Raw genomic sequence first — 25,318 nt, 5'->3', positions numbered from 1 at the left:
GCAGGGCTGTAGGGCGGCTGCGGGCCTGTTGTGGCTGGTCGCTCCCCAACTCTCGGCTGCGCTCGAGCGGGGGGACCCCCATCGCGGCGGAGCCGCAAATTGGTACAGCCCCGCGCCCCTACGGGGCGCGGTTGGCAAGCCGCAAGCGTCGCAGCTCCGCGACTGTTAAGCAGCGGGGCTGCATCGGGGCTCAGGACGACCACGAGATTTCTGGGCCGGAGGTCAGCCCGCTGCACGCTCCGCGAGAGGCCGGCGGCGCTGGGCGACGTCGACGAGCGAGGGGGCGCGCCAGGCCCCGTCGGGGTGGTACTGGTTGGATCCGGGCGGCACGATGTCGTCGATCTGGTCGAGCGTGTCGTCGTCCAGGGTCAGTGGGCCGCCCTTCAGTAGGCCTTCCAGCTGATCCATGGTCCGTGGGCCGATGATGACCGAGGTCACGGCGGGGTGTGCGAGGGGAAAGGCCACGGCGAGTTGGGGGAGCGAGCAGCCGATGCTGTCCGCGAGCAGGGCGAGCTTTTCCACCGTTTCCAGCTTGGCGACGTTCTCGGGGATCGACGGATCGAAGCGCGCCGGGGTGAGTGCCGCACGACCCGTGGACAGGTCGATGGGCCGACCCTTGCGGTATGCCCCGGACAGGTAGCCCGAGGCGAGCGGACTCCACGTCAGCACGCCCATCCCGTAACGCCGGCAAACCGGGAGCACGGATGTCTCCACGCCCCGGGCGAGCAGCGAGTACGGCGGCTGCTCCGTCCTGAAGCGCAACAGGGCCCGCCGCTCGGAGACATGGTGCGCCTCGACGATCTCCTCGGCCGGGAAGGTGGAGCAGCCGAAGGCGCGGATCTTGCCCTGGTGGACGAGGTCGCTCAGGGCGGAGAGTGTCTCCTCGATGTCCGTTGTGTGGTCGGGGCGGTGGACCTGGTAGATGTCGATCCAGTCCGTCCGCAGGCGCCTGAGGCTCTCTTCGACCTCCTTGATGATCCACCGGCGTGAGTTGCCGCTGCGGTTGGGGCCCTCGCCCATTCGGAAGTGGACCTTGGTGGCCAGCACCACCTCGTCGCGGCGGTCTTGGAGCGCCTTGCCGACGATTTCCTCGGACTCGCCCGCCGAGTACATGTCGGCCGTGTCGACGAAGTTGATCCCTTGATCGAGGGCCGCGTGGATGATGCGTACGCAGTCGTCGTGATCGGGATTGCCGACAGCGCCGAACATCATGGTCCCGAGGCAGTACGAACTCACTTCGATGCCGGTCCCGCCGAGCACCCGGTAGCGCATGGCCCGCCTCCTCAGTCGTTGGTCGTGGCGAGGAGTTCATCAGTTGGAGCGCACTCCATGTCAACTGTTGGCGAGCCGGAGTCCGGGTCGGTCGGCACGCCGCCGGCGTGACAGCATCCGTTGCCGCGCCTTCAATCAGATCGCAGACCAGTCAGAGGAGCTGAGACCGCTTCAGCATTCCAGTCCCAAGTCCGTCGCCCAGTCCTATCGTTGGCTGATGCGCGCACACCCCATTGACCGCCCGGCCGATCTCGACGTGGTTCGTGAGTCCTATGACCGCGTGGCCGACAATTACGCCCACATGGTGGTGACGACGGGAGTCGGCGACATCCGTCGCCATCCATGGCTCAAGGCATCGATCGACGCCTTCGCCGACACGGTGAGCGGGCTGGGGCCCGTCCTCGACGTCGGCTGCGGCCCTGGAACGGTGACCGCCTACCTCGCTGAACGCGGACTCGACGTGTCAGGAGTGGATCTCTCTCCTCGCATGATCGAAAACGCGCGCCGACTTCATCCACAATGCCGCTTCAGTGTCGCCTCGGCCACCGACCTCGACCTTGATGAAGCGTCCCTCGGCGGCGTGCTCGGATGGTGGTCACTGTTCAACCTCCCTCGTGACGTCCTTCCCCAGGTTCTCGCCCTGTTCGCACGCGCGTTGAAGCCAGGCGGACACTTCATCACCGCTACACATGCCGGTGCCGAGGACGCAGTGCGCACCGAGGCCTACGGAGGCGTACCTGTGCGTTGGACGACACACAAATGGCAGCCAGAACAGCTCGTGGACCTGATTGAACAGGCCGGCCTGCATCCGGTCGCCGAACTCCGGCTCCCTCCCGAGGAATACAGCGGGCCGGGTCTAGTCGTCATGGCCAAGCGCCCCGGCTGACGATCAGGCGCCGGAAGCGGCAAAGGGCCCCGACGGGCGCGTTTGCGCGAGTCGTAAGTGTCACAGCCCCGCGACCCTACGGGGCGCTGGTCGCGCCCACGCGGCGGAGCCGCAATATACAGCCCCGCGCCCCTGGCGGGGCCCCCTTGACCGTCGCCTACCAGGGCTACGCCCCCACCGTCACCGCGAACCTCCGCGGGTTGCCGTCATGCGCCGCCCCCGACACATCTGGCTCGCCGTCCGGGCGTACGTCGTCGTACGGGAAGGCGTAGCCGATGGGGGAGTTGGCGTGTACTACGCGGGACCAGTGGTTGGTGACCTCGCCCTTGTAGTAGTCGGCTGCCGTCGCGCCGTTCGGCTGGGTGGGGTGGGTGAGCATGATGGAGCGGTTGAAGCCGGCGGCCAGGCGGGCGAGGAGGCCTTTCTTCTCGTCGGAGTCATTCGGGTTGTTGGTGAACGGGCCGTGGTTGCAGGTGAAGATGTCCTTCGACGTGGGCTTCGCGAAGGTGTGGCCGCCGTCGAAGGTGAGCGTGTCACCGCTGACCCGGCCGGTCCGCACGCCTCGGCCGCCCTGGAGATCGATCTTGAGGTCGGTCGTACGGTACTTCTCCCAGACCTGGTCGATATAGCTGTTCCAGACGTCGCGGAACGGCATTTCGGCGGGGCGGTCGAAGTACGGCGCCATCAGGTTCTGCGGGGAGATCACCCGGAGTACGGCACCGCCATCGCCCCGGATGACGAGCTTGTCCCAGGGCTGTCCGTCCTTCGCCGCCTGCGCCACGAGGTCGGAGGCGATCTTGTCGACGGCGCCGTCGGGCAGCGGGGCGACCGTGTGCGTGGCGTCGCCCTCCAGGGTCAGGCCTATCGGCAGGGCGGTCACCAGGTCGACGTAACTGATGTTGGCGTACAACTGCTGAGCGTTGAACGTGAACTCGCAGAACGACCACGTCTTGCCGTAGTTCGCGTCGGTGGGCGTGGCGAAGGCGGGTTCGACCAGGCCGGGGCCCGGGTTGAGGAAGAAGTCGAGCGTGTCGTCGCGTACGAAGTAGATGCGGGCGCCGTACATCTGAGGCAGCGTCAGCACCTTCGGCGCGGAACCGGCGGCGCCGAGCGGGATGGCGCAGTCGACCGGCAGCGGGGTCTGGGGCGCAGAGGGTGACTCGGGCCGGTAGACGGCACCGTCGGCTCGCAGCAGCACCCAGTTGCCGGTGGACTGCTCGTGCCCGGTGACGTACGCGCGCACCGTCCCCGGCAACGAGGCGTTCTGCAGGGCGAGTTCACAGGTGGCCGGGGCGGCCGTGGCGCCGGGGCTGAGAGCGCTTCCCCAGACGGGGTAACTCGCGGCGGCTCCGATGACGGCGGCCGAGCTCAGGAACGTTCTACGTGAGATCACGGAGGGTCTCCTGGGGTGTGGGGGGTTGCCGGGCGGGCCGATGCATGTGGGGGATCGGCCCGGCTCCTGCGGTCTGCACCAATGTCCCCAGGGGGAGTTGAGGCGTCAAGGGTTATGACTGAGAGCGCTCTCGAAATCTTCGTTCGTTCAGAAGTTGTCGTCTGGGCGACCGTGATCCAGCCTTCGGGGGGCGGGCGTTGGGTTCGTGGGCGACTGCGGGGCCGTCGTGGCTGGTCAGTTCCCCCATCCCGCCCCTTCCCGGCTGTATCAATTTGCGGCTCCGCCACGTGGGGGGCTGCGGCCCAGGCCCCCGCCAGGGGGTGGTGGGTGACACTGCGTGTCGCGGCTGCCGGTCCGTCGTGGCTGGTCGCGCAGTTCCCCGCGCCCCTAACGGGGCGCTACCGGAACCGCCCGCCCGCAAAGCTCACCAGCCACGACGCACCCGCAGATTCAATCCGCACCCGGCGAAGCGACCTCACTCCTGATGACCGCGAACCGCGCCCCATACGGATCGGCCAGCTTGGCCATCCGACCAACCCCCTCCACGCTCGTCGCAGGCATACGCACCACGCCACCCAACTCCTCCGCCCTGGCGACAACGCCGTCCGTGTCCGCGACCTCGAAGTACGGCAGCCAGTACGCACTCTCCTCCCCGGGAGCGTCGGCCAGCGCCACGAGACCGCCGAACATGTCGTCCTCACCGGCACCCGCAGGGTTGACGCACGTGTACGTGCCGCCGGGGAACGAGACGGCCGAGGTCTCCAGGCCCAGCGCCGAGTGGTAGAACGCGGCAGCCCCGGGGACGTCCGGGGTATAGAGCTCGACCCAGCACAAAGACCCCGGCTCGCCCGCCACCTCAACGCCCTTGATCTGGCCCGGCTGCCAGATGCCGAAGGTAACGCCCGCGTTGTCGCTGAGGATGGCCATCCGGCCCTCGTCCATGACGTCCATGGGTGCCATCGGCACAGCGCCGCCGGCCGTCTCGGCCGCCTTGGCCGTGGCCTCCGCCTCCGCGCACTGGAAGTAGACGGTCCAGGACGGCGGACCCTGCTCCTCGGTGGTCTGCATGCCGCCCGCGATGGTCCGCCCGCCGAGCTGGAAGAAGCCGTAACCGCCGAGTTCCGGTCCTCCGGCCTGGAAGTCCCAGCCGAAGAGAGCGCGGTAGAACGAGCCGGCTCCTTCGATGTCAGGTGTGCCGAGGTCGACCCAGTTCGGCGCGCCGGTGACGAAACGGGTGGTAAGCATGATGCCCTCCTCCGTGAGGGGTCCCCTTGCCTGCTCTGGCGAGTCTTGCACCGGCCACTGACAATCGCTTCTGGGCGCGAGCGCCGGGCTGAACAGACCGCCCCAGGCAGTCACGCTGTGTAGCGCAAAACAAACCCCCGCACCCGTTGATCCCACGTTGAGCAAACGTTTTTCGCTGCCCGGCACCATCACCGCCATGCACTTCGAAAGCATCGCCGCACCCGATCTCTCCTGGCAGGAGCAGGCACTGTGCGCGCAGACCGGGGCCGACTTCTTCTTTCCCGAGCCGGGCAGTTCGGTGCGTGAGGCGAAGCGCATCTGTGCGCTGTGCGAGATGCGGCCCGCCTGCCTCCAGTACGCGCTCGCCAACGACGAACGGTTCGGCGTCTGGGGCGGCCTGTCCGAGAAGGAACGCCTCAGCCTCCGACGGACGCACCAGCACCAGCCGTAGCCGGAGCGACGTTTCTCGAAATCCAGTCCACGTGGCGGCCATGAGCATGCAGAATCCAGCGCATGCCCAGCACCCCGCAGTACGAGGTCGATGACGCGGCCGAAGCCGAGGCCGACAGCCTGCTCAACGCCCTCGACCCCCTCCCGTATCCGCAACGCATGCGCGACCTCGCCACGCGCGTACGGAACATGCGCCACCCGCTGCGGCCCCTGCTGGAGGCACTCGAAACCCGCGGCCCCTACGAGCGCGGCATCGCCATCGTCGCCGCGTCCATCGCCCGTGACACGGACTGGATCGCCGCACACCTCGCCGACCCCGATCCGTACATCCGAGGCCACGCCCTGCGCGTCGCGGACAGCCTCCAAGTCCCCGACACCGTCTACGAGTCGGCACTCGCCGACGCGCCCGAGGCCATCCGCCGCGGACTGCTGCGCGCGATCGTGGTCGGTCGGAGGCGCAACGCGCTCGCCGACCGGCTGATCGACGGTCTGCGTCGCGACTGGGGCGACGCCGAGGCGGCCCGGTTGCTACCCGGCTGTTCGGCGGACACGGTCGCCCGACTGCTGCCCGAACTGTTCCACGCGGTCGCCGGCTGGCGCCAGCTCGCCAAACGACACCCCTGTGCCCTACTCGACGTGACGGAACGGGAGTTGACCAGCCTGCCCGAGGCAATGCGCGGCACCTGGTGGTCCCGTTACGCGGGCGCCGTGGCCTCCGTCGCCTCCAGCGAACCCCTCCGCGTGCTCGACCTCCTCGAACGCCTCGGCCCCGCGACCCTGCCGCCCCAACTCCGCGCCCACCTGCCCGCGTTCGCCACCGCCGACCCACAACGCATGGTGCGGATGCTCCTCACACCCACCTGGTCCGGCGCCATCCGCGTCTACTCGATGAGCGCCACCGTACGGCGCAGGCTGGCTCGCTCCGGAGCGCCCGAACTCGTCGCGTACGGCAGGACATTGGTGCCGTACAGCAGTCTTCCCCCGCTCCTCAAGGCGCTGCCCCCCGCTCAGCGGCACGCCTTCTACACCGAGGTCTACGACGGCCGGGGCGTCGCGCCCGTCGACGAGAGCCTGCTCGAAGCGCTGCCCCGGAGCCATGTCGCCGACGAAGCCCGCCGGATGGCGGCGACGTTGCGCGAAGGCGGCGGCTGGGAGATCGGGGTTCTGCGCTTCGAGTCCTTCCTGCCGGTCGCCGAGGTGCGCGAACGGCTCGTCGAGGCCACCCGGCGCCCGGCCGCCGAGGACCGCGTCGAGGCCTGGCAGTGCCTGATCCGCAATGCGGACCGCTCCGGAGACCCCGAGGCCGTCATCGCCGTACTGGAGGAGATGGGGCGGCTGCGCAACGAGCAGGACCCGGTGCGCGAGGCGGCACTCGGAGCACTCGCCCGAGTCCGGCCCACCCTCTTGACCGAGGACGCAGAACCGCTCCTCGACCGCATCGCCGTCGACGCCGTCCAGGCCCCCGACTCCTCGTCCGGCACCCGGTCCCACCTGAGCCGACTCGCCGTCGGTGTGCTGCGTGAGCACGCGGCAAGCGGGCGACGGGAGTTGGTCAACTGGGCGCTACGCACCCTGGTGCGGATCTCCGGCAACACCGGCGACGCCGATCTCGGCCACCTCGACCACACACTGCGGCGCGGCCAGGAACACCAGGTGTACGAAGCGCTGCGCCCCTGGATCGAGGCGGGTGCCGAGAAGTCCGACTTCAGCCTCGCCTTCGCGCTCGTCCGGGCTGTGGGCCGTCGCGCCGCCGGTATGCACGAGCTGCAGGAACTCCTGTGGCAGGCAATCCGCTACGGCCGCGACACGACCGCACGCGAGGCCGTCGACCTGTGGCTGGAGCCGCCCGCGACCCGGGGCGAGCGCGCGGCCCGGATCCTCGCGCTGGAACCGTCCGCCGGTGCGCTGGAGTCGGTCCAGGACATCGTCACCCGGTCCCGTACGGACCTGCTCGACCCGCTGCTGGCCGACACCCCGCCGTACGGCCGCTTCTTGACCAAGGGCAGCCCCTGGGTCGTAGGGGTGGATCGTGATATCCGGCGCTGGGTGCCGCGTCAACAGCAGGCGGTGGCACGGCGGTTGGCGGCCCTCGCCGAGGACGACGGGCTCCCGCTGTGGCATCGGGCCGCAGCGGTTGAGCAGAGCGCGCTCGTACCGGGCATCGGCGCCGATCTCGTACGACGCTGGACCGCATCCGAGGACGTCGTCCTCGCCGAGGCGGCCCTGGCCGCCCTAGCCCGCACCGACCGGCCCGCCGACGCGCTGCCCGAACTGCTCGCCCACGCGGGCGGCGAGCACGCGCGCGTGGCGGTCTACGCGGCCACGCAGGCGTCCCGGCACGCGGCGCCGTCCCTCCTCGCCGAGCAACTCCGCGCCATGCTGCTCGGACCCGACGTCAAGGTGACCAGCCGCAAGGAGGCCGCCCGCCTGGCCGCCGTACGCCTTCCGGTGCCGCGGGCTGCGGAACTGCTGACGGAGGCGTACGCACGAGAGGGCACCCATCGCGACGTACGCGCCGCCTGCGTCGCCTTCGCGGGTCCGCTGCTCGCGGAGGAGGCGGTGTGGGGGCTGCTGGGCGATGCCGCGGGCGCGGAACCCGTTCTGCGCACGGCTGTTCTGCGCGTTTCGCCGCTGGACCTCTCCGAGCCCCACCGCGAGCGGTACGCCCGCCTGGTGCGCGACGTCTGCGACACCGACGACCCGGAGACGGCGGCCGTTGCCTTCGACGCGCTGGCCCGCTGGGCGCCGTGGTCCCCGGACGCGCCGACGGTACTGGCCGACGCCGCCGCGAACCTGACGGAGCGAGTCTCCTGGCACGCCGCCGCGAGCGGCCTCGTGACGGCCGCGGCGGGCTCGGAGCGGGGCGGCGAGGGCCTGCTACGAGCGTTGCGGGCGCTGGCGGAGGCGGAGCGCGCGGCCCCGACCGCGGAGACGTTGCACGGCGCTGGGAGTGCTGCCCCGACCGGGGAGGCGCTGCGCGGCGCGGGTGGTTCGGCCCCGACCGGGGAGGCGCTGCGCGGCGCGGGTGGTTCGGCCCCGACCGGGGAGGCGCTGCGCGGCGCCTGGGGTGCGCTCCCGATCGCGGATGTCCCGCGTGACGCCGGGGGCGCGTCCCCGACCGCGGACGTCCTGCACGACGCCGAGGGCGCGCCCACGACCGCGGACGTCCTGCATGACGCCGAGGGTGCGGCCGTGGAGCCCGCGCACGACGCCGGGGGCGCGCCCCCGACCGGGGCGGCCCTGCACGACGCCGCGGGTGCGCCCTCCGCTGTGGAGGTCCCGCACGGCGCCGAGGGTTCGGCCAGGGCCGGGGTGCCCCTGCATGGCGCCCCGGGTGGGCTCCCGCCCGTAGAGCCCCTGCACGACGCCACGGATGGGCTCCCTCCCATCGAACCCCTGCACGACGCCGAGGAACAACGCGACCGCCCCGCCCGCCGCCGTATCGAGAACCTCGTCCTCCGCCTCAGCCTGTACGGCAGAACCGCCCCGCGGCCCATCCGCCCCGCCGCGCTCGCCGCGAGCGAACTCCTCGCGGGATACGACGACTTCGTACCGCAGTCCGCCGAGATCGCCGCGTTCCACCTGGACCTGGACGCGGACCCGGCCCGGCTCGAGGGCCTCGCCGCCCTCACCGAGGGCCGCCCCGCGCTCGCGGCCCGCATGGCGCAGGAAGTCGGCGACCGCCTGCGCCGTGAGGTGCATGAGGGCGACCCCGAGGCCCTGCTGCACGTGGCCCGCCGCCTCACCGCCCACGGCGGTCACGCTCAGGGCCTGCTCGCCGTAGCCCTCACGGGAGCCCTCGGCAGCCGCACAGGCTGGCCGGCCCCCTGGCGCGAACACCTCCGACTCCTACGCCGCCACGCACTGCCCGACGTCCGCGACGCGGCACTGGCGGTGGTGACGGCGCACGAATAGGCGCCCGACGTCCGCGACGCGGCACTGGCGGTGGTGACAGCGCACGAATAGGCGCCCGACGACCGCACGCGGCACTGGCGGTGGCGGTGGTCACGGCGCACGAATAGGCGCCCGGCGGATAGGCCGGGCGCCTGCGGAGCTCCTCGTACGGGCGGGCTTACGCCTTGCCGCGCGCTGCCATCCTGGCCTTACGCGCCGCCAGCTTCTCGTCGAACTTGGACGCCTCCGCGTCCAGGCCGCCCATGTACAGACCGATTTCCTCCTGCGCCTTGAGGCCCTCCGGGCCGAGACCGTCGATCTCCAGGACCTTCAGGAAGCGCAGCACGGGCTGGATGACGTCGTCGTGGTGGATGCGCATGTTGTAGACCTCGCCGATCGCCATCTGCGCGGCGGCCCGCTCGAAGCCGGGCATCCCGTGACCGGGCATGCGGAAGTTCACGATCACGTCGCGTACCGCCTGCATCGTCAGGTCGGGCGCGAGGTCGAAGGCCGCCTTCAGCAGGTTGCGGTAGAAGACCATGTGGAGGTTCTCGTCGGTCGCGATGCGCGCCAGCATGCGGTCGCAGACCGGGTCACCCGACTGGTGGCCCGTGTTGCGGTGCGAGACGCGGGTGGCCAGCTCCTGGAAGGCGACGTACGCGACGGAGTGCAGCATCGAGTGCCGGTTGTCCGACTCGAAGCCCTCACTCATGTGGACCATCCGGAACTGCTCCAGCTGGTCCGGGTCCACCGCGCGTGAGGTGAGCAGGTAGTCCCGCATCACAATGCCGTGCCGGCCCTCTTCGGCCGTCCAGCGGTGCACCCAGGTGCCCCAGGCGCCGTCACGGCCGAAGAGGCTGGCGATCTCGTGGTGGTAGCTGGGGAGGTTGTCCTCCGTCAGGAGGTTCACGACCAGTGCGATGCGGCCGATCTCGGTGACCTTGGACTGCTCCTTCTCCCAGGCCTCGCCGTCCTCGAAGATGCCCGGGAAGTTCCGGCCGTCGCTGAACGGCACGTACTCGTGCGGCATCCAATCCTTGGCGACCTTGAGGTGGCGGTTCAGCTCCGTCTCGACAACTTCCTCCAACGCGTACAGCAGACGAGCGTCGGTCCAGGTGGAGGACGGGCTGCCTAGGTGAGGGGAAGTGATCGTCATGGGTGCTCCAGGGGGACGTACGAGCGAAGGGCACGAACCTACGGCATCGTAGGCTACGAAACCGTAGGTTACGACACCGTAGGTTAAGGGCGCTATAAGGGCTCGTCACATCGGTGAACACCCCCTGAACAGCGGGATCTTCGAGATCGAGCCGTGTCACACACGGATCCGCAGGTCCCCGGCGGGACGGGTACCCCAGCCCGGCCGGTCAGGCATAGAGCTCCCGCACCCGGACCGAGAGGCAAGTCACACTGCCCTCGAGCTTCTCGAACTCGCTGATGTCCACGAGAACGGGTTCGTGGCCGAGATCGGCGAACAACTCGGCGGTCTTGGGCGCGCTCGCCGCCATCAGCAGCTTTCCGCCACCCAGGTGTATGACATGGGCTCCGGACTCCTCCGGCACCGACAGGAAGCGCGGGAAGAGCGAAGGCGTGTCCACCAGCGGCTCGTGGCCGATGACCGTGCCGTCGGGCAGCGCGGTGACCGCCGACTTCAGATGCAGCACCTTGCTCACCGGTACGGCGACGACACGGGCGCCGAGCGGTTCGAAGGCGGCTCGCAGCTGGTGGATGCCCGCCGCGTTGGTGCGCCCGCCGCGCCCCACGTACACGGTGTCGCCGATCTTCAGGACGTCGCCGCCCTCGAGCGTGCCCGGCTCCCACACCCAGTTCACCGAGCAGCCGAGCCGGGCCACGGCCTCCTCGACGCCGGCGGTCTCCTCGCGCCGCGACTCGGCGCCCGGCCGGGTGATGAGAGCCACGTTGCGGAAGACGACCACCGTGTCCTCCACGAACACCGAGTCGGGGCAGTCGTCCTCGGGATCCACCTCGATGGTCTCCCAGCCGTGCGCGGCCAGTGCCGCGACATACGCCTCCCACTGCCGCAGCGCGAGCTCGGCGTCGACCGGTTCCCGCTCGATATACGTGACCAGTCCTTCGGCCAGTCGGGGGCTGGGTCGGCGGATGAGGGCCTTCTGGCTGGGCACGCGCGGGTCTCCGAATCGAGGGTTCACAGGGGGGTGTCTGCGCACATCATGCAGCCCGTGCCCCGTCCGGCGACAGCCCCCGCGGTCATGGCTTCGGCCACCAGGCCCGCGTACCCCTGCGGCTCAGCCCGCGCCGACCGCCCGCCGCAGGTGCTCGGCTGTGAACGACCCCTCCGCTTCGAGCAGCCGGCGCGGCGGCCCTTCGAAGATCACCTGTCCGCCGTCCTTGCCGCCGTCGGGCCCGAGGTCGATGACCCAGTCGGCGTGCGCCACGACATCGAGGTTGTGCTCGACCACCAGGACGGTGTTGCCGCTGTCGACCAGCCGGTCGAGCAGGACGAGCAGTCCGTCGACGTCCGACATGTGCAGCCCGGTCGTCGGCTCGTCGAGGACGTAGACCGCGCCCGTTCGATGCAACCGGGTCGCGAGTTTGATCCGCTGCCGCTCCCCTCCGGAGAGCGTGGACAGCGGCTGACCCAGCGTCAAGTACGTGAGCCCCACGTCCCGCAGGGCGCGCAGTCGGCGGCGTACGCCCGTATCCGTGAAGAACTCCAGCGCCTGATCGGCCGTCATCTCCAGTACGTCGACGATGGAGTTGCCGCCCACGGTGAGCCGCAGTACCTCGTCCTTGAAGCGCCGACCCTCGCAGTCGGGGCACGTCGTGGTCACTGGATCCATGAAGGCCAGATCCGTATAGCTGATCCCGCGCCCCTGACAAGTCCCGCACGCGCCTTCGGAGTTGAAGCTGAACAGCCCCGGCTCAGTGCCTGTCTCGCGCGCGAAGATCTTCCGTACGGTGTCCATGACGCCGATGTACGTCGCCGGGGTGGAACGCGCCGAGATGCCGATGGAGGACTGGTCGACGACGACCGCGTCCGGGTGGGCGGCCGTGAACGCCTGGGAGACGAGCGTGCTCTTTCCGGAGCCCGCGACACCGGTCACCACGGTCAGTACACCGGTCGGGAACTCCACCGTGACATCCCGCAGATTGTGCAGGTCCGCGCCCTTCACCCACAGCCCGCCGGTGGCCTGCCGGGTCCGCTCCTTCAGCTCGGTGCGGCGGCGCAGGCAGCGGCCCGTGAGGGTGTCGGCCGCCGCCAGCTCGCCCGGTGTTCCCTCGAACACCACCTGCCCGCCGGCCGCTCCCGCCCCGGGCCCCAGGTCCACGACATGGTCGGCGAGGGCGATGACGTCCCGGTCGTGCTCGACGACCAGCACGGTGTTCCCCTTGTCGCGCAGCCGCAGCAGCAGATCGCCGAGGCGGCCTACATCGCGCGGGTGCAGCCCGACGCTCGGTTCGTCGAAGATGTACGTCATCCCGGTCAGGCTCGAGCCGAGATGCCGCACCGTCTTCAGCCGCTGGCCCTCGCCGCCGGAGAGCGTGGCGGTCTCCCGGTCGAGGCTGAGGTAGCCGAGTCCGATCGCCTCGATCCGCTCCAGCGAGGCCACGGCCGCGCCCGCGATCGGGCCGGCGACGGGGTCGTCGATGTCCTTCAGTACCGCGATCAGGTCGCTGACCTGCATCCGGGTGCAGTCGGCGATGGACAGTCCGCCGATGCGAGTGGCGAGCGCCGCCGCGTTCAGCCGTGCCCCCTGGCACATCGGGCAGGTGTCCTCCGTCAGGAAGCCCTGCGCCAGATCGCGGGTCTTCTGGCTGAGCGCCGACAGGTCCCGCTTGAGGTACAGCCGCTCGAAACGGTCGGCCAGTCCTTCGTAGTCGGTGCTCCGGCTGCCGTCCGAGTTGTTGACGGTGACCTTGCTCCCGGGGCGCCCGCGCAGCAGGAACTCCCGTTCGGCGGCGGTGAATTGGCGTACCGGTTTGTGCGTGTCCAGCTCGGTGGTGTTCGTGTACGCCTGCCCCAGCCAGGTCCCCGGGGCGAACGGCGGGAAGCGGATCGCGCCGTCCGCGAGTGACCGGTCGGGGTCCAGGATGCGGTCCCAGTCGGGCCGGACCGTGCGCCCGAGGCCGTCGCACTCGGGGCACATGCCCGACGGATCGTTGAACGAGTACGCGGTCGCCGGACCCGCGCTCGGTGTGCCGTACCGGGAGAACAGCACGCGGATCACCGAGTAGACGTCCGTCATCGTGCCCACGGTGGACCGCGAGTGACCGCCGACCGGCCGCTGGTCGACGACGATCGCCGGCGAGAGATCGTCGATGGCCTCCGCGTGCGGACGTTCGTACTTCGGCAGCCGGTTGCGAATGAACCAGGTGAAGGTCTCGTTCAGCTGCCGCTGCGACTCGACCGCGATCGTGTCGAAGACGACGGACGACTTCCCCGATCCCGAAACGCCGGTGAAGACGGTCAGCCGGCCTTTCGGGATACGGAGGGTGACATCGCGGAGGTTGTTCTCCTGTGCTCCTTTGACCTGGATGTACTGATGCTGTGTGCCGGTGGTCAGTTGGCTCATACCGGCGAAGCTAGCCGGGATACCCGACAGCTTCTGGCGTGATTTCCTTGAGTTCTCCGTCCAGTAGCAGCCAGCGCGTGATCCCGATCGACTCCAGGAACGGCACATCGTGGCTCGCCACGATCAGCGCGCCCTCGTACGACTCCAGGGCCGAGGTCAGCTGCCGCACGCTCGCCATGTCGAGGTTGTTCGTCGGCTCGTCGAGCATCAGCAGCTGGGGTGCGGGTTCGGCCAGGATCAGGGCGGCCAGCGTGGCCCGGAAGCGTTCGCCGCCGGAGAGCGTCGCGGCGCGCTGGTCGGCGCGGGCGCCCTTGAACAGGAAGCGGGCGAGGCGGGCCCGGATCCGGTTGTTCGTGGCGCTCGGCGCGAAGCGCGCCACGTTCTCGGCGACGGTCAGGTCGTCGTCCAGCACGTCGAGGCGCTGCGGCAGGAAGCGCAGGGGTACGTGCGCCTTGGCCTCGCCGGAGACCGGTTCCAGCTCTCCGGAGATCGTCCGAAGCAGCGTCGTCTTGCCCGCGCCGTTGCGTCCGATCAGCGCGATCCGCTCGGGGCCGCGCAGCTCGAAGCCGCCGGCCAGGCGGGCGCCGTACCTCAACTCCAGGTCCAGGAGCGTGAGTACGGTACGGCCGGGCGGCACCGCCGTGTACGGCAGCTCCACGCGGATCTCGTCGTCGTCCCGTACGGCGTCGACCGCCTCGTCGAGCCGTTCCTTGGCCTCGGCGAGCTTCTCCTCGTGCATGATGCGGTGCTTGCCGGCCGACACCTGGGCCGAGCGGCTCTTCAGCTTCATCACGGCCCGGGGTTCGCGCTTGGTGTCGTACATCTTCTGCGCGTACCTCTTGCGACGGGCCAACTTGACCTGGGCCTCGGTCAGTTCGCGCTTCTGCTTCTTCATATCGGCCTCGGCGACGCGCACCATGCGCTCGGCCGCCTCCTGTTCGGTGGCGAGGGCGTCCTCGTACGCCGAGAAGTTGCCGCCGTACCAAGTCACCTCTCCGGAGCGGAGATCGGCGATCTGGTCGACCAGTTCGAGGAGTTCACGATCGTGGCTGACCACGACCATCACTCCGGACCAGGCCTCGACCGCCGCATACAGGCGCCGACGGGCGTACAGGTCGAGGTTGTTGGTGGGCTCGTCCAGCAGGAGTACGTCGGGTCGGCGCAGCAGCAGCGCGGCAAGGCGCAGCAGGACGGACTCGCCGCCCGAGACCTCGCCGATCGTGCGGTTCAACTCGATGTGGCCGAGGCCGAGTTCGCCGAGTGTCGCGACAGCGCGTTCCTCTACGTCCCAGTCGTCGCCGACGACGTCGAAGTGGTGCTCTGCGACGTCGCCCGACTCGATGGCGTGCAGCGCGGCGCGCTTGGCGGCGATGTCCAGTGCCTCGTCGACGCGCAGTGAGGTGTCGAGGGTGACGTTCTGCGGCAGGTAGCCGACCTCGCCCGCGACCCGGACGGTGCCGTCGGTCGGGGTGAGCTGCCCGGCGATCAGCTTCAACAGGGTTGATTTTCCTGATCCGTTGACGCCGACGAGACCGGTCCTGCCGGGTCCGAAGGCGACCTGGAGATTGTCGAAGACGGTGCTGCCGTCCGGCCAGGTGAAGCTGAGGGAGGTGCAGGTGATGGAGGTGGGGAAGGTAGACATGCGGCCTCGCGGTTGCTTGATGCGGTCAGGGCAACGCGTATCGAGACACCGGCATGCACCAGTAGGGCACCGGGAGGCGACGACGGCCGTGAGGAAAGGCCAGGAGTCCTGGAGTCCGGGGGAGGATCCCGCTCCGGAGGACGGCTCGTATGCCGAGGTCGCACGCGGCGCACACCACAGACAGGTGTGACGCGGTGTCTCAGGACCTCAGACGAGCAACGTCCTTCTCCAATCGACGGCAACAGGACCGCTGTACACCGTAGGAAGGGGCCCGGTGCGTGTCAACGCATTAACGAGGGCCCCGGCTTTGGCCCGCCTCTCCCCAAGGGATCAGCGGGCGTGATCAGCCAGCGTCACGCAGGAGTTCGGCGAGGGCGTGGTCCATGTCCTGGTGCTGCTGCTCCAGGCCGAGCGGCACCAGCTCCGTCGTGCTCTCGAGGAAGCGGCGCAGTTCGCCCGCGCGGACGTGCACCACTGCGGTGCCCTCGGGGGCGTGGAACTCCAGGACGATGCGGTCGTAGCCGTACGGACGGACCCGTACGTCGCCGTGACCCACCGGCTCCTCCAGACCTGAGACGAGCAGCTCGCGGGCGAAGGTCCAGCAGACGTCCACGCCTTCGAGGGTGGCCGGGGCCGGGAAGGTCATACGGACGGCGAACGGTTCACGGGGGTCGTAGTGGAGCGCCGCGGGGATGCTCGGCATCCGCGGCGCAGCGGCGACGAGGCGGGCCTCAACAGGCTGCTCGATGACAGTGGACAACGCCTGCTCCCTTGTGACGGCTTGACGAACGGTGAACGGATGACGCCGGGCACTTGAAGAGACGACAGAATCAGCCATTCCGTGCTCACGAAGACGCACCAACTTCGAGTGACCTGTGTCACCGCCTTCAATCACCGATGGGGCCACCGTTGTCAATTGGGGCATCTGGACGCCACCGGGGGAGTGGGCTAGCTTCGCCCGCCATGAGGGGCATGGGGAACACGCGACCGAAGAGATTCACGAGGCGACTGCTGACGGCGGGGGTGTGCGGGGCCGCGCTCGCCGCCGCACTCACCGCGCCCGCACAGGCAAAGGAACCGGACAGGCGGCCTCCGCACTGGGAGCTCAAGGACAGCGGCACCGACGTACGCTTCCGCGGTCTGTCCGCCGTCAGCCGGAACACCGCCTGGTTGGCCGGCTCCCGCGGCACCGTGCTGCGCACCGTGGACGGCGGCGCGAGCTGGCGGAACGTATCGCCGCCCGGCGCGGCCGAGTTGGAGTTCCGGGACATCGAGGCGTTCGACCGCAAGCGTGCCGTGGTGCTGGCCATCGGCGAGGGCGAGGCCTCCCGGATCTTCCGCACCGACGACGGCGGCGCGACCTGGACGGAGTCCTTCCGTAACACCGACGCGAAGGCCTTCTACGACTGCGTGACGTTTTTCGACCGGCGCCATGGACTGGCGATGAGCGACCCTGTGGACGGAAAGTTCCGCATCCTGTCGACCAGCGACGGCGGACGTTCCTGGAAGGTGCTGCCCAGCGACGGGATGCCCGCGGCGCAGGAGGGCGAGGCGGGCTTCGCGGCCAGTGGGCAGTGCCTGGTCAGCTCGGGGTCGCGCGATGTGTGGATGGCCACGGGCGGGGCCGCACGCGCGCGTGTGCTGCACTCCTCCGACCGGGGCCTGACCTGGAAGGCCGCCGACACGCCGATTCCCGCGGGCGATCCGGCGCGCGGAGTCTTCGCCCTCGCCTTCCGCGACCGTACGCACGGCATCGCGGTCGGCGGCGACTACCGCGCGGACCAGCCGTCACCGCAGGCCGCCGCCGTCAGCGGCGACGCCGGCCGCACCTGGACGCCCGCCGAGCAGCCGCCGCCCGCCTACCGCTCCGGCGTCACCTGGCTCCCGTACAGCCGCACGTCCGCCCTCGCGGTCGGCCCCACCGGAACCGACCTCACCACCGACGGCGGCCGCACCTGGCGCACCGTCGACAGCGGCTCGTACGACACCGTCGACTGCACCCCCGACCTGGGCTGCTGGGCCTCCGGGGAGAAGGGCCGGGTGGCCCGTCTGGAGCGCTGATGCGGGTGGGCCCGGGCCGTGCTTGGCTGGAAGAGGGGCGGCTTACAGCAGTCTTCTAGCAGCAAGGAGTCCGGCCATGGCACGTGGCTCGAGTTCCAAGCGGGAACGCCAGCAGGAACACATCAGGGAGAGCGAACGCGAACGCGGCGCGAGTGAGAAGCGCGCCGAGGAGATCGCCGCCCGCACCACCAACAAGGAACGCGCTCAGCGCGGCGAGTCGAAGAGCACGAGCACGAGTCGTACGTCGGCCGAGGACACCTCGGGCGGACGTCGCGGCAGCCGTGAGTCCCGCGGCGGGGCCACGTACGACCAGCTCTACGAGGAGGCGAAGAGCCGCAACATCGAGGGTCGCTCCAAGATGAACAAGGAGGAGCTGTCGAGGGCCCTCGGCCGCTGAACGCCACCCTCGTCACCGGGCCGCGTACGCTCGAATCCACCATGACGAGCGTACGGATCCCTGCGGGCTGGCCCGCCACCGAAGAGCAAGCACGTGCCGTGCAGGACGAGTTGCGCGGTCGCGTCGTACTCGACGAGCCGGGGCCGCCGCCGGGGACCGGCCGGGTGACGGGGGTGGACGTGGCGTACGACGACGAGCGTGACGTCGTCGTGGCCGCGGCCGTCGTCCTGGACGCGGCGACCCTTGACGTGGTGGCCGAGTCCACGGCCGTGGGGCGGGTGTCGTTCCCTTACGTCCCCGGACTGCTGGCCTTCCGCGAGATCCCCGCCGTGCTGGCGGCCCTCGACGCGCTGCCCTGCGAGCCGGGCCTCGTCGTCTGCGACGGCTACGGCCTCGCCCACCCCCGCCGCTTCGGACTGGCCAGCCACCTCGGCGTCCTCACGGGCCTGCCGGTGATCGGCGTCGCCAAGAACCCGTTCACCTTCGCGTACGAGGAACCGGGCGCCCCGCGCGGATCCTCGTCCCCGCTGCTCGCGGGACAGGAGGAGGTCGGCCGGGCGCTGCGCACCCAGGAGGGCATCAAGCCGGTGTTCGTCTCGGTCGGCCACCGGGTGACCCTGGACAACGCCTGCTCCCACACCCTGCGCCTCGCGCCCCGCTTCCGCCTCCCGGAAACGACCCGCCGCGCGGACGCACTGTGCCGCAAGGTCCTGAAGGCGACTGAGTACGTCGTCTGAGTACTTGTACGGATGCCGGGGCCCCGTCCCGCTCGGCAGGCTGGCCGCATGACGACACACCGCGCCACGAAGCCCGCCGCCAGCCCCAGCCAGCCCGTCGAGCGCGCCGTGATGGCGGGCTTGATCGTCGCGGTCCTCGCCGGGGTCGGCTGGATAGCGGGGATGATCTACACCGTCATGGGTTGGTAGAAGCGATCAGCTAACGGGACGCTGCTACCCGGAAGCTGATCCCCGCCTCCCGTAGGCGCTCGATGAGCCGGTCGCCCATCGCCACCGCCGTCGTGACCTGGCCCGATGTCGGCGGGAGTTCGTCGAAGACCAGGCACAGGGCGGACTCGGCGAGCATCTTGGCGGTCTCGCCGTAGCCGGGGTCGCCGCCCGCCACCTCCGTGAAGACGCGGTGTCCGCCGCCCTCGCCCACGAACCGCACCGAGAACCAGCTCCTGGCCCGCTTCTCCTCGCTCGGGCCCTCCCCGGGCTTGAGGCGGTCCGACAGCCAGCGTCGGGCCGGTGGCAGCTGTGCCGCCGCGAAGGCCGCGCCGGCCGCGGCCACGCCGCCGATCGCGAACGGCAGGCGCTTGGCGGCCGCGTAGTGGCGGTAGCGGAAGTCGGGACCGTACCGCTCCAGGGCGCGGGCCGAGCGCTGCACGATCTGGGCGTCGATCGTGGGCAGCGGCACCGCCCACGCCCCCACCTCCTTGGCGTATCGAGGGGTGCCCAGGGGCGCGTACGCCCGTCGGCCGACCAGGCGCGGCTCGTGCCGTCCGCGGTCCCGCGCCGCGGCCACCATCTGCGGACCGCGCGAGAACTGGTTCAGGGCCGAGCCGAACGTACCGCCGGAGAACATCCCGTCGGCCCGCACGTAGCCGTCCACGGTCAGCGGCACCCCTTCGGGAAGCTGACGGACCGTGAAATACGCCCCCAGGTCGTGCGGAATGGAGTCGAAGCCGCACGCGTGCACCAGCCGCGCCCCGGTCTCACGCGCGCGTGCGTCGTGCCGCACATACATGAGGTCCACGAACTCGGGCTCTCCGCAGAGGTCGACGTAGTCGGTGCCGGCGTCCGCGCAGGCGGCGAGCAGCTCCTCGCCGTACTCCAGGTAGGGCCCCACCGTCGTGGCCACCACGCGCGCGTGGGCCGCGAGTTCACGCAAGGAGGCCGGATCGGCGACGTCTGCCCGAAGCAGGGGCAGCTCGGCGCAGCCCGGGTCGATCGAGGCCAGCCGCTCACGCAGCCGCTCCAGCTTCGCGGTGTCGCGCGCCGCGATCGCCCAGCGCAGCCCCGCGGGTGCGTGCGCGGCGAGGTACTCCGCGGTGAGCCTTCCGACGAAGCCCGTGGCCCCGAAGAGCACGACGTCATACGCCCGCTCCGTCCCGTTCTGGCTGCTCATGGCACCTCTCTGCCCTGCACCCCGCGCCGTTGTCAGTGGCTGAGGCTAGCGTGAAGTACGAGGAGCCGAACCATGACCCCGTGCGATGAGTCGCACCAACAACCGGAGGCAGCCGTGGCCGCGACCCAGACCGCACTGAAGAAGTGGGAAAAAGTGCGCGAGTTCGCCCTCGGGCTGCCGGGCGCGACGGAGGACTTCCCCTGGGGCGAGACCGTCGTGAAGGTCAACAAGAAGGTGTTCGTCTTCCTCGGTGTGACGGACGGCAGCTATCCCGTGGGCATGACCGTGAAGCTCAAGGACGAGGCGATGCACGCGCACGCGATGACCTCGCCGGGCGCCGAGCCCGCCGGGTACGGCCTCGGGAAGGCGGGCTGGGTGAGCCTCCCGCTGGAGGAGAAGGGCTCCCCGGCCGCTGAGCTGCTGTGCGACTGGGTCGAGGAGAGCTACCGCACGATCGCCCCGAAGAAGCTCATAGCGGAGCTGGACGCGCGCTGATTCTTCTGGCGATCTTCTGACGGTTCCCCTGCCGATTCCCTTGGCGGCGCCGGGCGTTCAGAATGACTGAGCGACTTGGCTAAGCGCTTGCTCGCCAGAGTCTTGTGCGCCGTCCAACACGTTCTTAGCATCGCAGGTGTTACATCAGTAGTGTCACAGTGGCAGGGGGCCCTATGACAGCGGCAGGGACGGCAGGACACGGCCCGCTCTCCGGGGTGCGCGTGATCGAGCTGGCCGGCATCGGGCCCGGCCCGTTCGCCGGCATGCTCCTCGCCGACCTGGGCGCCGACGTCGTCCGCGTGGACCGGCCCACAGGCGCGGGCCTCGCGATCAACCCGGACTACGACATCACGAACCGCAACAAGCGCTCCGTGCTCGTCGACCTGAAGTCCGATGACGGCCCGGAACGCGTCCTCGATCTGGTGGAACGCGCCGACATCCTCATCGAGGGCTACCGCCCGGGCGTCGCCGAGCGCCTCGGCGTCGGCCCCGAGACCTGCCACGCCCGCAACCCGAAGCTCGTCTACGGACGGATGACCGGCTGGGGCCAGCAAGGCCCGCTCGCCCAGCGCGCGGGCCACGACATCGCGTACATCGCGCTGACCGGCACCCTCGGCATGATCGGCGACCCGGACGCACCGCCAGCCGTCCCCGCGAACCTGCTCGGCGACTACGCGGGCGGCTCGCTCTACCTCGTCGTCGGCGTCCTCGCCGCCCTCCACCACGCCCGCGCGACCGGTACCGGACAGGTCGTGGACGCCGCCATCGTCGACGGGACCGCGCACCTGGGCGCGATGATCCACAGCATGTTCGCCGCCGGCCGCTGGCAGGACCGGCGCGGCGCCAACCTCCTCGACGGAGGCTGCCCGTACTACGGCACGTATGAGACGGCAGACGGCCAGTACATGGCGGTCGGCGCGCTCGAGAAGCAGTTCTACGCCGAGTTCGTGGACCTCCTCGGCATCCCGGAACACGCCTCGGCCCACAAGGACCCGGCGCGCTGGGGCGAGCTGCGTGAGGCGGTCGCGGCCCGCTTCAAGACCCGTACGCGCGAGGAGTGGACCGCGCTCTTCGAGGGCTCCGACGCGTGCGTGGCGCCGGTCCTGTCCCTGGGCGAGGCGCCGCACCACCCGCACCTCGCCGCCCGCGGCACCTTCACCGACCATGGCGGCATCACCCAGCCCGCCCCCGCCCCCCGCTTCTCCGCCACCCCCACCTCGGTCCGGAGCGGGCCCGCGCAGCCGGGCGCCGACACCGAGGACGTGGCCCGCGACTGGGACGTACCCGGCCTCCTGAAGGACGGCCCCGAATGAAGCGGCCTCCGACGAAGCGGCAGATCCCTGCGCCCGAGCGACCCTCCGCGCCTGAGCAACCCTCCTCGAAAGGCTGACCAGTGAGCACCGAAGCGTATGTGTACGACGCGATCCGCACCCCGCGCGGACGCGGCAAGGCGAACGGCGCCCTGCACGGCACCAAGCCCATCGACCTCGTCGTCGGGCTCATCCACGAGCTCCGGAGCCGCTTCCCGGACCTCGACCCGGCCGCGATCGACGACATCGTGCTCGGTGTCGTCGGCCCCGTCGGCGACCAGGGCTCGGACATCGCGCGGATCGCCGCCATCGCGTCCGGACTGCCCGACACGGTGGCGGGCGTCCAGGAGAACCGCTTCTGTGCCTCCGGTCTCGAAGCCGTCAACTTGGCCGCGATGAAGGTCCGTTCGGGCTGGGAGGACCTGGTGCTCGCGGGCGGGGTCGAGTCGATGTCGCGGGTGCCGATGGCCTCCGACGGCGGCGCCTGGTTCGCCGACCCGATGACGAACATCGCCACCAACTTCGTCCCCCAGGGCATCGGCGCCGACCTCATCGCCACCATCGAGGGCTTTACGCGCCGGGACGTCGACGAGTACGCGGCCCTGTCCCAGGAGCGTGCCACGGCGGCCTGGAAAGACGGCCGCTTCGAGCGGTCCGTCGTGCCGGTGAAGGACCGCACCGGACTGGTCATCCTGGACCACGACGAACACCTGCGCCCCGGCACCACCGCCGACTCGCTGGCCGGCCTCAAGCCGTCATTCGCGGACATCGGCGACCTGGGCGGCTTCGACGCCGTGGCGCTGCAGAAGTACCACTGGGTTGAGAAGATCGACCACGTCCACCACGCGGGCAACTCCTCCGGCATCGTGGACGGCGCCTCTCTGGTGGCGATCGGTTCGCGCGAGGTGGGGGAGCGGTACGGGCTGACGCCGCGCGCCCGGATCGTCTCCGCCGCCGTCTCCGGCTCCGAGCCCACGATCATGCTCACCGGGCCCGCGCCCGCGACCCGCAAAGCGCTCGCCAAGGCCGGACTGACCATCGACGACATCGACCTGGTCGAGATCAACGAAGCCTTCGCCGCCGTCGTCCTCCGCTTCGTCAAGGACATGGGCCTGTCCCTGGACAAGGTGAACGTCAACGGCGGAGCGATCGCACTCGGTCACCCCCTGGGCGCCACCGGAGCGATGATCCTCGGCACCCTCGTCGACGAACTGGAGCGCCAGGACAAGCGGTTCGGCCTCGCCACGCTCTGCGTCGGCGGCGGCATGGGTATCGCCACGATCGTCGAGCGCCTGTAGTACGTCCTGTCCGCCCCGTCACCCTCCTACGGCCCCCACCACCGCCTTTGCGGCGTCCCCTTTACGGAGCAGCAGCCATGACCGAGAGCACCATCCGCTGGGAACAGGACAGGACCGGCGTCGTCACCCTCGTCCTGGACGACCCGAACCAGTCCGCGAACACCATGAACCAGGCGTTCCGGGAGTCGCTCACCACGATCGCCGACCGGCTGGAGGCCGAGCAGGACTCCATCCGCGGCATCATCGTCACCTCCGCCAAGAAGACCTTCTTCGCGGGCGGGGACCTGCGTGAACTGATCGCGGTCACCCCTGAGAACGCCCAGTACGCCTTCGAGCGGGGCATGGCCATCAAGCGCGACCTCCGCCGTATCGAGACGCTGGGCAAGCCCGTCGTCGCCGCGATGAACGGCGCGGCCCTGGGCGGCGGTTACGAGATCGCCCTGGCCTGCCACCACCGGATCGCCCTCGACGCCCCCGGCTCCAAGATCGGCTGCCCCGAGGTCACGCTCGGGCTGCTGCCCGGAGGCGGCGGCGTCGTCAGGACCGTACGCCTCCTGGGCATCGCCGACGCCCTGCTGAAGGTGCTCCTCCAGGGCACCCAGTACAGCCCGCAGCGTGCGCTCGAGAACGGTCTCGTCCACGAAGTGGCCACCACACAGGAGGAGTTGCTCGCCAAGGCCCGCGCCTTCATCGAGGCCAACCGCGAGTCCTCGCAGCCTTGGGACAAGCCCGGATACCGCATCCCGGGCGGCACACCGTCCAGCCCCAAGTTCGCGGCGAACCTGCCCGCCTTCCCGGCGACCCTGCGCAAGCAGACGGGCGGCGCGCCCTACCCGGCCCCGCGCAACATCCTCGCCGCGGCCGTCGAGGGCTCCCAGGTGGACTTCGAGACCGCGCAGGTCATCGAGTCGCGTTACTTCGTGGAGCTGGCCGCGGGCCAGACTTCCAAGAACATGATCCAGGCCTTCTTCTTCGACCTCCAGGCCGTCAACTCCGGCGCCAACCGCCCCAAGGGCATCGAGCCCCGCCAGGTCCGCAAGGTCGCCGTCCTGGGCGCCGGAATGATGGGCGCCGGCATCGCGTACTCGTGCGCACGCGCGGGCATCGACGTCGTCCTCAAGGACGTCTCGGCCGATGCGGCGGCCAAGGGCAAGGGCTACTCCGAGAAGCTGTGCGCCAAGGCCGTCTCCCGGGGACGTACGACGCAGGACAAGGCCGACGCGCTGCTCGCCCGCATCACCCCCACCGCCGACCCGCAGGACCTTGCCGGCTGCGACGCCGTGATCGAGGCCGTCTTCGAGGACCCGGCACTCAAGCACAAGGTGTTCCAGGAGATCCAGCACATCGTCGAGCCGGACGCACTGCTGTGCTCCAACACCTCGACGCTGCCGATCACCGCCCTCGCCGAAGGCGTCGAGCGGCAGGCCGACTTCATCGGGCTGCACTTCTTCTCGCCCGTCGACAAGATGCCGCTCGTCGAGATCATCAAGGGCGAACGCACCGGTGAGGAAGCCCTCGCGCGCGCCTTCGACCTCGTACGGCAGATCAAGAAGACCCCGATCGTCGTCAACGACTCGCGCGGCTTCTTCACCTCCCGGGTCATCGGGCACTTCCTCGACGAGGGCGTGGCCATGGTCGGCGAGGGCATCGAGCCCGCCTCCGTAGAGCAGGCCGCGGCCCAGTCGGGCTATCCGGCCAAGGTCCTCTCGCTCATGGACGAGCTGACGCTCACCCTGCCGCGCAAGATCCGCGCCGAGACGAAGCGGGCCGTCGAGGAGTCCGGCGGCACCTGGGCGACGCATCCCGCCGAGGCGGTGATCGACCGCATGGTCGACGAGTTCGGCCGTACGGGCCGCAGCGGCGGCGCGGGCTTCTACGAGTACGCCGACGGGAAGCGCGCGGGGCTTTGGCCCGGACTGCGCGAGCACTTCACTCGCGAGGGCGCCGAGATCCCGTTCAAGGACATGCAGGAACGCATGCTCTTCGCCGAGGCGCTGGACACGGTCAGGCTCCTTGAAGAGGGCGTACTGACGTCCGTCGCCGACGCCAACATCGGCTCCATCCTCGGGATCGGCTTCCCCGGCTGGACCGGTGGCGTCCTGCAGTACATCAACGGCTACGAAGGCGGGTTGGCCGGATTCGTGGCACGCGCGCGTGAGCTCGCCGAGCGCTACGGGGAGCGGTTCACGCCGCCGGCGCTGCTCGTCGAGAAGGCGGAGAAGGGGGAGCGGTTCAGCGACGCGTGACGTGAGTACGGTGCGGGCGGGGCCGTTTCAGGAGATCGGAACGGCCCCG

The 25,318-nt window shown here is 70.2% G+C and carries 20 protein-coding genes; 11 read left to right on the top strand and 9 right to left on the bottom strand.

What is annotated here, in order from left to right:
* Positions 1-222: 222 nt before the first annotated feature.
* Positions 223-1,272, bottom strand: a complete 1,050-nt coding sequence (locus ACQEVY_RS07210) for an aldo/keto reductase (RefSeq protein WP_432945993.1) — start codon at positions 1,270-1,272, stop codon at positions 223-225.
* 217 nt (positions 1,273-1,489) lie between these two features.
* Here ACQEVY_RS07210 and ACQEVY_RS07205 point away from each other — a divergent pair, with 217 nt between their 5' ends.
* The gene (locus tag ACQEVY_RS07205) at positions 1,490-2,158 is read left to right on the top strand and encodes a class I SAM-dependent methyltransferase (RefSeq protein WP_432945991.1); all 669 of its coding nucleotides are present in this window, start codon (positions 1,490-1,492) and stop codon (positions 2,156-2,158) included.
* Positions 2,159-2,324: 166 nt separating this feature from the next.
* On the opposite strand, the gene ACQEVY_RS07200 is transcribed toward ACQEVY_RS07205, so the two are convergent.
* Complete coding sequence (locus ACQEVY_RS07200) at positions 2,325-3,551, bottom strand: glycoside hydrolase family 64 protein (RefSeq protein ID WP_432945989.1); 1,227 nt, start codon at positions 3,549-3,551, stop codon at positions 2,325-2,327.
* Between the two features lie 450 nt (positions 3,552-4,001).
* On the bottom strand, positions 4,002-4,796 hold the full coding sequence (locus tag ACQEVY_RS07195; RefSeq protein ID WP_432945987.1) for a VOC family protein: 795 nt from the start codon (positions 4,794-4,796) through the stop codon (positions 4,002-4,004).
* Between the two features lie 196 nt (positions 4,797-4,992).
* Between ACQEVY_RS07195 and ACQEVY_RS07190 the strand changes: the two genes are divergently transcribed.
* Positions 4,993-5,247: a WhiB family transcriptional regulator gene (locus tag ACQEVY_RS07190; protein ID WP_432945985.1), complete on the top strand. Its 255-nt coding sequence runs from the start codon at positions 4,993-4,995 to the stop codon at positions 5,245-5,247.
* A gap of 62 nt (positions 5,248-5,309) precedes the next feature.
* Complete coding sequence (locus tag ACQEVY_RS07185) at positions 5,310-9,161, top strand: hypothetical protein (RefSeq protein ID WP_432945983.1); 3,852 nt, start codon at positions 5,310-5,312, stop codon at positions 9,159-9,161.
* Between the two features lie 157 nt (positions 9,162-9,318).
* Here ACQEVY_RS07185 and ACQEVY_RS07180 read toward each other — a convergent pair whose 3' ends face one another.
* The 5 genes from ACQEVY_RS07180 to ACQEVY_RS07160 form a co-directional block, all read right to left on the bottom strand.
* Positions 9,319-10,296, bottom strand: a complete 978-nt coding sequence (locus tag ACQEVY_RS07180; protein WP_432945981.1) for an acyl-ACP desaturase — start codon at positions 10,294-10,296, stop codon at positions 9,319-9,321.
* 208 nt (positions 10,297-10,504) lie between these two features.
* Positions 10,505-11,281 carry a dimethylargininase gene (gene ddaH / locus ACQEVY_RS07175; RefSeq protein WP_432945979.1) on the bottom strand — a complete coding sequence of 259 codons (777 nt, stop codon included), beginning with the start codon at positions 11,279-11,281 and terminating at the stop codon, positions 10,505-10,507.
* Between the two features lie 123 nt (positions 11,282-11,404).
* Positions 11,405-13,693: an ATP-binding cassette domain-containing protein gene (locus ACQEVY_RS07170; RefSeq protein WP_432945977.1), complete on the bottom strand. Its 2,289-nt coding sequence runs from the start codon at positions 13,691-13,693 to the stop codon at positions 11,405-11,407.
* Positions 13,694-13,703: 10 nt separating this feature from the next.
* Entirely contained in the window at positions 13,704-15,335 is a 1,632-nt protein-coding gene (locus ACQEVY_RS07165) for an ABC-F family ATP-binding cassette domain-containing protein (protein WP_432945975.1), read from the bottom strand.
* Positions 15,336-15,678: 343 nt separating this feature from the next.
* A complete protein-coding gene (locus ACQEVY_RS07160; RefSeq protein WP_432945973.1) occupies positions 15,679-16,095 on the bottom strand; it encodes an SsgA family sporulation/cell division regulator in 417 nt (138 codons plus the stop codon).
* A 212-nt stretch (positions 16,096-16,307) separates the two neighbouring features.
* Between ACQEVY_RS07160 and ACQEVY_RS07155 the strand changes: the two genes are divergently transcribed.
* The 4 genes from ACQEVY_RS07155 (at position 16,308) to mmpA (ending at position 18,719) form a co-directional block, all read left to right on the top strand.
* The gene (locus ACQEVY_RS07155) at positions 16,308-17,396 is read left to right on the top strand and encodes a WD40/YVTN/BNR-like repeat-containing protein (RefSeq protein WP_432945971.1); all 1,089 of its coding nucleotides are present in this window, start codon (positions 16,308-16,310) and stop codon (positions 17,394-17,396) included.
* 76 nt (positions 17,397-17,472) lie between these two features.
* Positions 17,473-17,793: a plasmid stabilization protein gene (locus ACQEVY_RS07150; RefSeq protein ID WP_432945969.1), complete on the top strand. Its 321-nt coding sequence runs from the start codon at positions 17,473-17,475 to the stop codon at positions 17,791-17,793.
* A 41-nt stretch (positions 17,794-17,834) separates the two neighbouring features.
* On the top strand, positions 17,835-18,530 hold the full coding sequence (locus ACQEVY_RS07145) for an endonuclease V (RefSeq protein ID WP_432945967.1): 696 nt from the start codon (positions 17,835-17,837) through the stop codon (positions 18,528-18,530).
* Positions 18,531-18,578: 48 nt separating this feature from the next.
* Entirely contained in the window at positions 18,579-18,719 is a 141-nt protein-coding gene (mmpA, locus tag ACQEVY_RS07140; RefSeq protein ID WP_328767278.1) for a morphogenic membrane protein MmpA, read from the top strand.
* Positions 18,720-18,729: 10 nt separating this feature from the next.
* On the opposite strand, the gene ACQEVY_RS07135 is transcribed toward mmpA, so the two are convergent.
* Positions 18,730-19,920: a saccharopine dehydrogenase family protein gene (locus tag ACQEVY_RS07135; RefSeq protein ID WP_432945965.1), complete on the bottom strand. Its 1,191-nt coding sequence runs from the start codon at positions 19,918-19,920 to the stop codon at positions 18,730-18,732.
* Between the two features lie 72 nt (positions 19,921-19,992).
* Between ACQEVY_RS07135 and ACQEVY_RS07130 the strand changes: the two genes are divergently transcribed.
* The 4 genes from ACQEVY_RS07130 (at position 19,993) to ACQEVY_RS07115 (ending at position 25,269) form a co-directional block, all read left to right on the top strand.
* Positions 19,993-20,415, top strand: a complete 423-nt coding sequence (locus tag ACQEVY_RS07130) for an MmcQ/YjbR family DNA-binding protein (RefSeq protein ID WP_432945963.1) — start codon at positions 19,993-19,995, stop codon at positions 20,413-20,415.
* 173 nt (positions 20,416-20,588) lie between these two features.
* Entirely contained in the window at positions 20,589-21,728 is a 1,140-nt protein-coding gene (locus ACQEVY_RS07125) for a CaiB/BaiF CoA transferase family protein (RefSeq protein ID WP_432945961.1), read from the top strand.
* Between the two features lie 80 nt (positions 21,729-21,808).
* Positions 21,809-23,023, top strand: coding sequence for an acetyl-CoA C-acetyltransferase (locus tag ACQEVY_RS07120; protein ID WP_432945959.1), 1,215 nt, complete (start codon positions 21,809-21,811; stop codon positions 23,021-23,023).
* 77 nt (positions 23,024-23,100) lie between these two features.
* Positions 23,101-25,269, top strand: a complete 2,169-nt coding sequence (locus ACQEVY_RS07115; RefSeq protein ID WP_432945957.1) for a 3-hydroxyacyl-CoA dehydrogenase NAD-binding domain-containing protein — start codon at positions 23,101-23,103, stop codon at positions 25,267-25,269.
* Positions 25,270-25,318: the final 49 nt, after the last annotated feature.

Origin of the sequence: Streptomyces sp. CA-288835 (assembly GCF_050936385.1) — a bacterium.
Classification (GTDB): Bacteria; Actinomycetota; Actinomycetes; order Streptomycetales; family Streptomycetaceae; genus Streptomyces.
Note: the sequence above shows the minus strand (reverse complement) of the source record. Positions and strands in the feature narration are given on the sequence as shown.

Coding starts and splice junctions, on each gene's coding strand:
- ACQEVY_RS07210 (WP_432945993.1), bottom strand. CDS start 1,272: ATGCGCTACCGGGTGCTCGGCGGGACCGGCATCGAAGTGAGTTCGTAC.
- ACQEVY_RS07205 (WP_432945991.1), top strand. CDS start 1,490: ATGCGCGCACACCCCATTGACCGCCCGGCCGATCTCGACGTGGTTCGT.
- ACQEVY_RS07195 (WP_432945987.1), bottom strand. CDS start 4,796: ATGCTTACCACCCGTTTCGTCACCGGCGCGCCGAACTGGGTCGACCTC.
- ACQEVY_RS07190 (WP_432945985.1), top strand. CDS start 4,993: ATGCACTTCGAAAGCATCGCCGCACCCGATCTCTCCTGGCAGGAGCAG.
- ACQEVY_RS07185 (WP_432945983.1), top strand. CDS start 5,310: ATGCCCAGCACCCCGCAGTACGAGGTCGATGACGCGGCCGAAGCCGAG.
- ACQEVY_RS07180 (WP_432945981.1), bottom strand. CDS start 10,296: ATGACGATCACTTCCCCTCACCTAGGCAGCCCGTCCTCCACCTGGACC.
- ACQEVY_RS07170 (WP_432945977.1), bottom strand. CDS start 13,693: ATGAGCCAACTGACCACCGGCACACAGCATCAGTACATCCAGGTCAAA.
- ACQEVY_RS07165 (WP_432945975.1), bottom strand. CDS start 15,335: ATGTCTACCTTCCCCACCTCCATCACCTGCACCTCCCTCAGCTTCACC.
- ACQEVY_RS07155 (WP_432945971.1), top strand. CDS start 16,308: ATGGGGAACACGCGACCGAAGAGATTCACGAGGCGACTGCTGACGGCG.
- ACQEVY_RS07150 (WP_432945969.1), top strand. CDS start 17,473: ATGGCACGTGGCTCGAGTTCCAAGCGGGAACGCCAGCAGGAACACATC.
- ACQEVY_RS07145 (WP_432945967.1), top strand. CDS start 17,835: ATGACGAGCGTACGGATCCCTGCGGGCTGGCCCGCCACCGAAGAGCAA.
- mmpA (WP_328767278.1), top strand. CDS start 18,579: ATGACGACACACCGCGCCACGAAGCCCGCCGCCAGCCCCAGCCAGCCC.
- ACQEVY_RS07135 (WP_432945965.1), bottom strand. CDS start 19,920: ATGAGCAGCCAGAACGGGACGGAGCGGGCGTATGACGTCGTGCTCTTC.
- ACQEVY_RS07130 (WP_432945963.1), top strand. CDS start 19,993: ATGACCCCGTGCGATGAGTCGCACCAACAACCGGAGGCAGCCGTGGCC.
- ACQEVY_RS07125 (WP_432945961.1), top strand. CDS start 20,589: ATGACAGCGGCAGGGACGGCAGGACACGGCCCGCTCTCCGGGGTGCGC.
- ACQEVY_RS07115 (WP_432945957.1), top strand. CDS start 23,101: ATGACCGAGAGCACCATCCGCTGGGAACAGGACAGGACCGGCGTCGTC.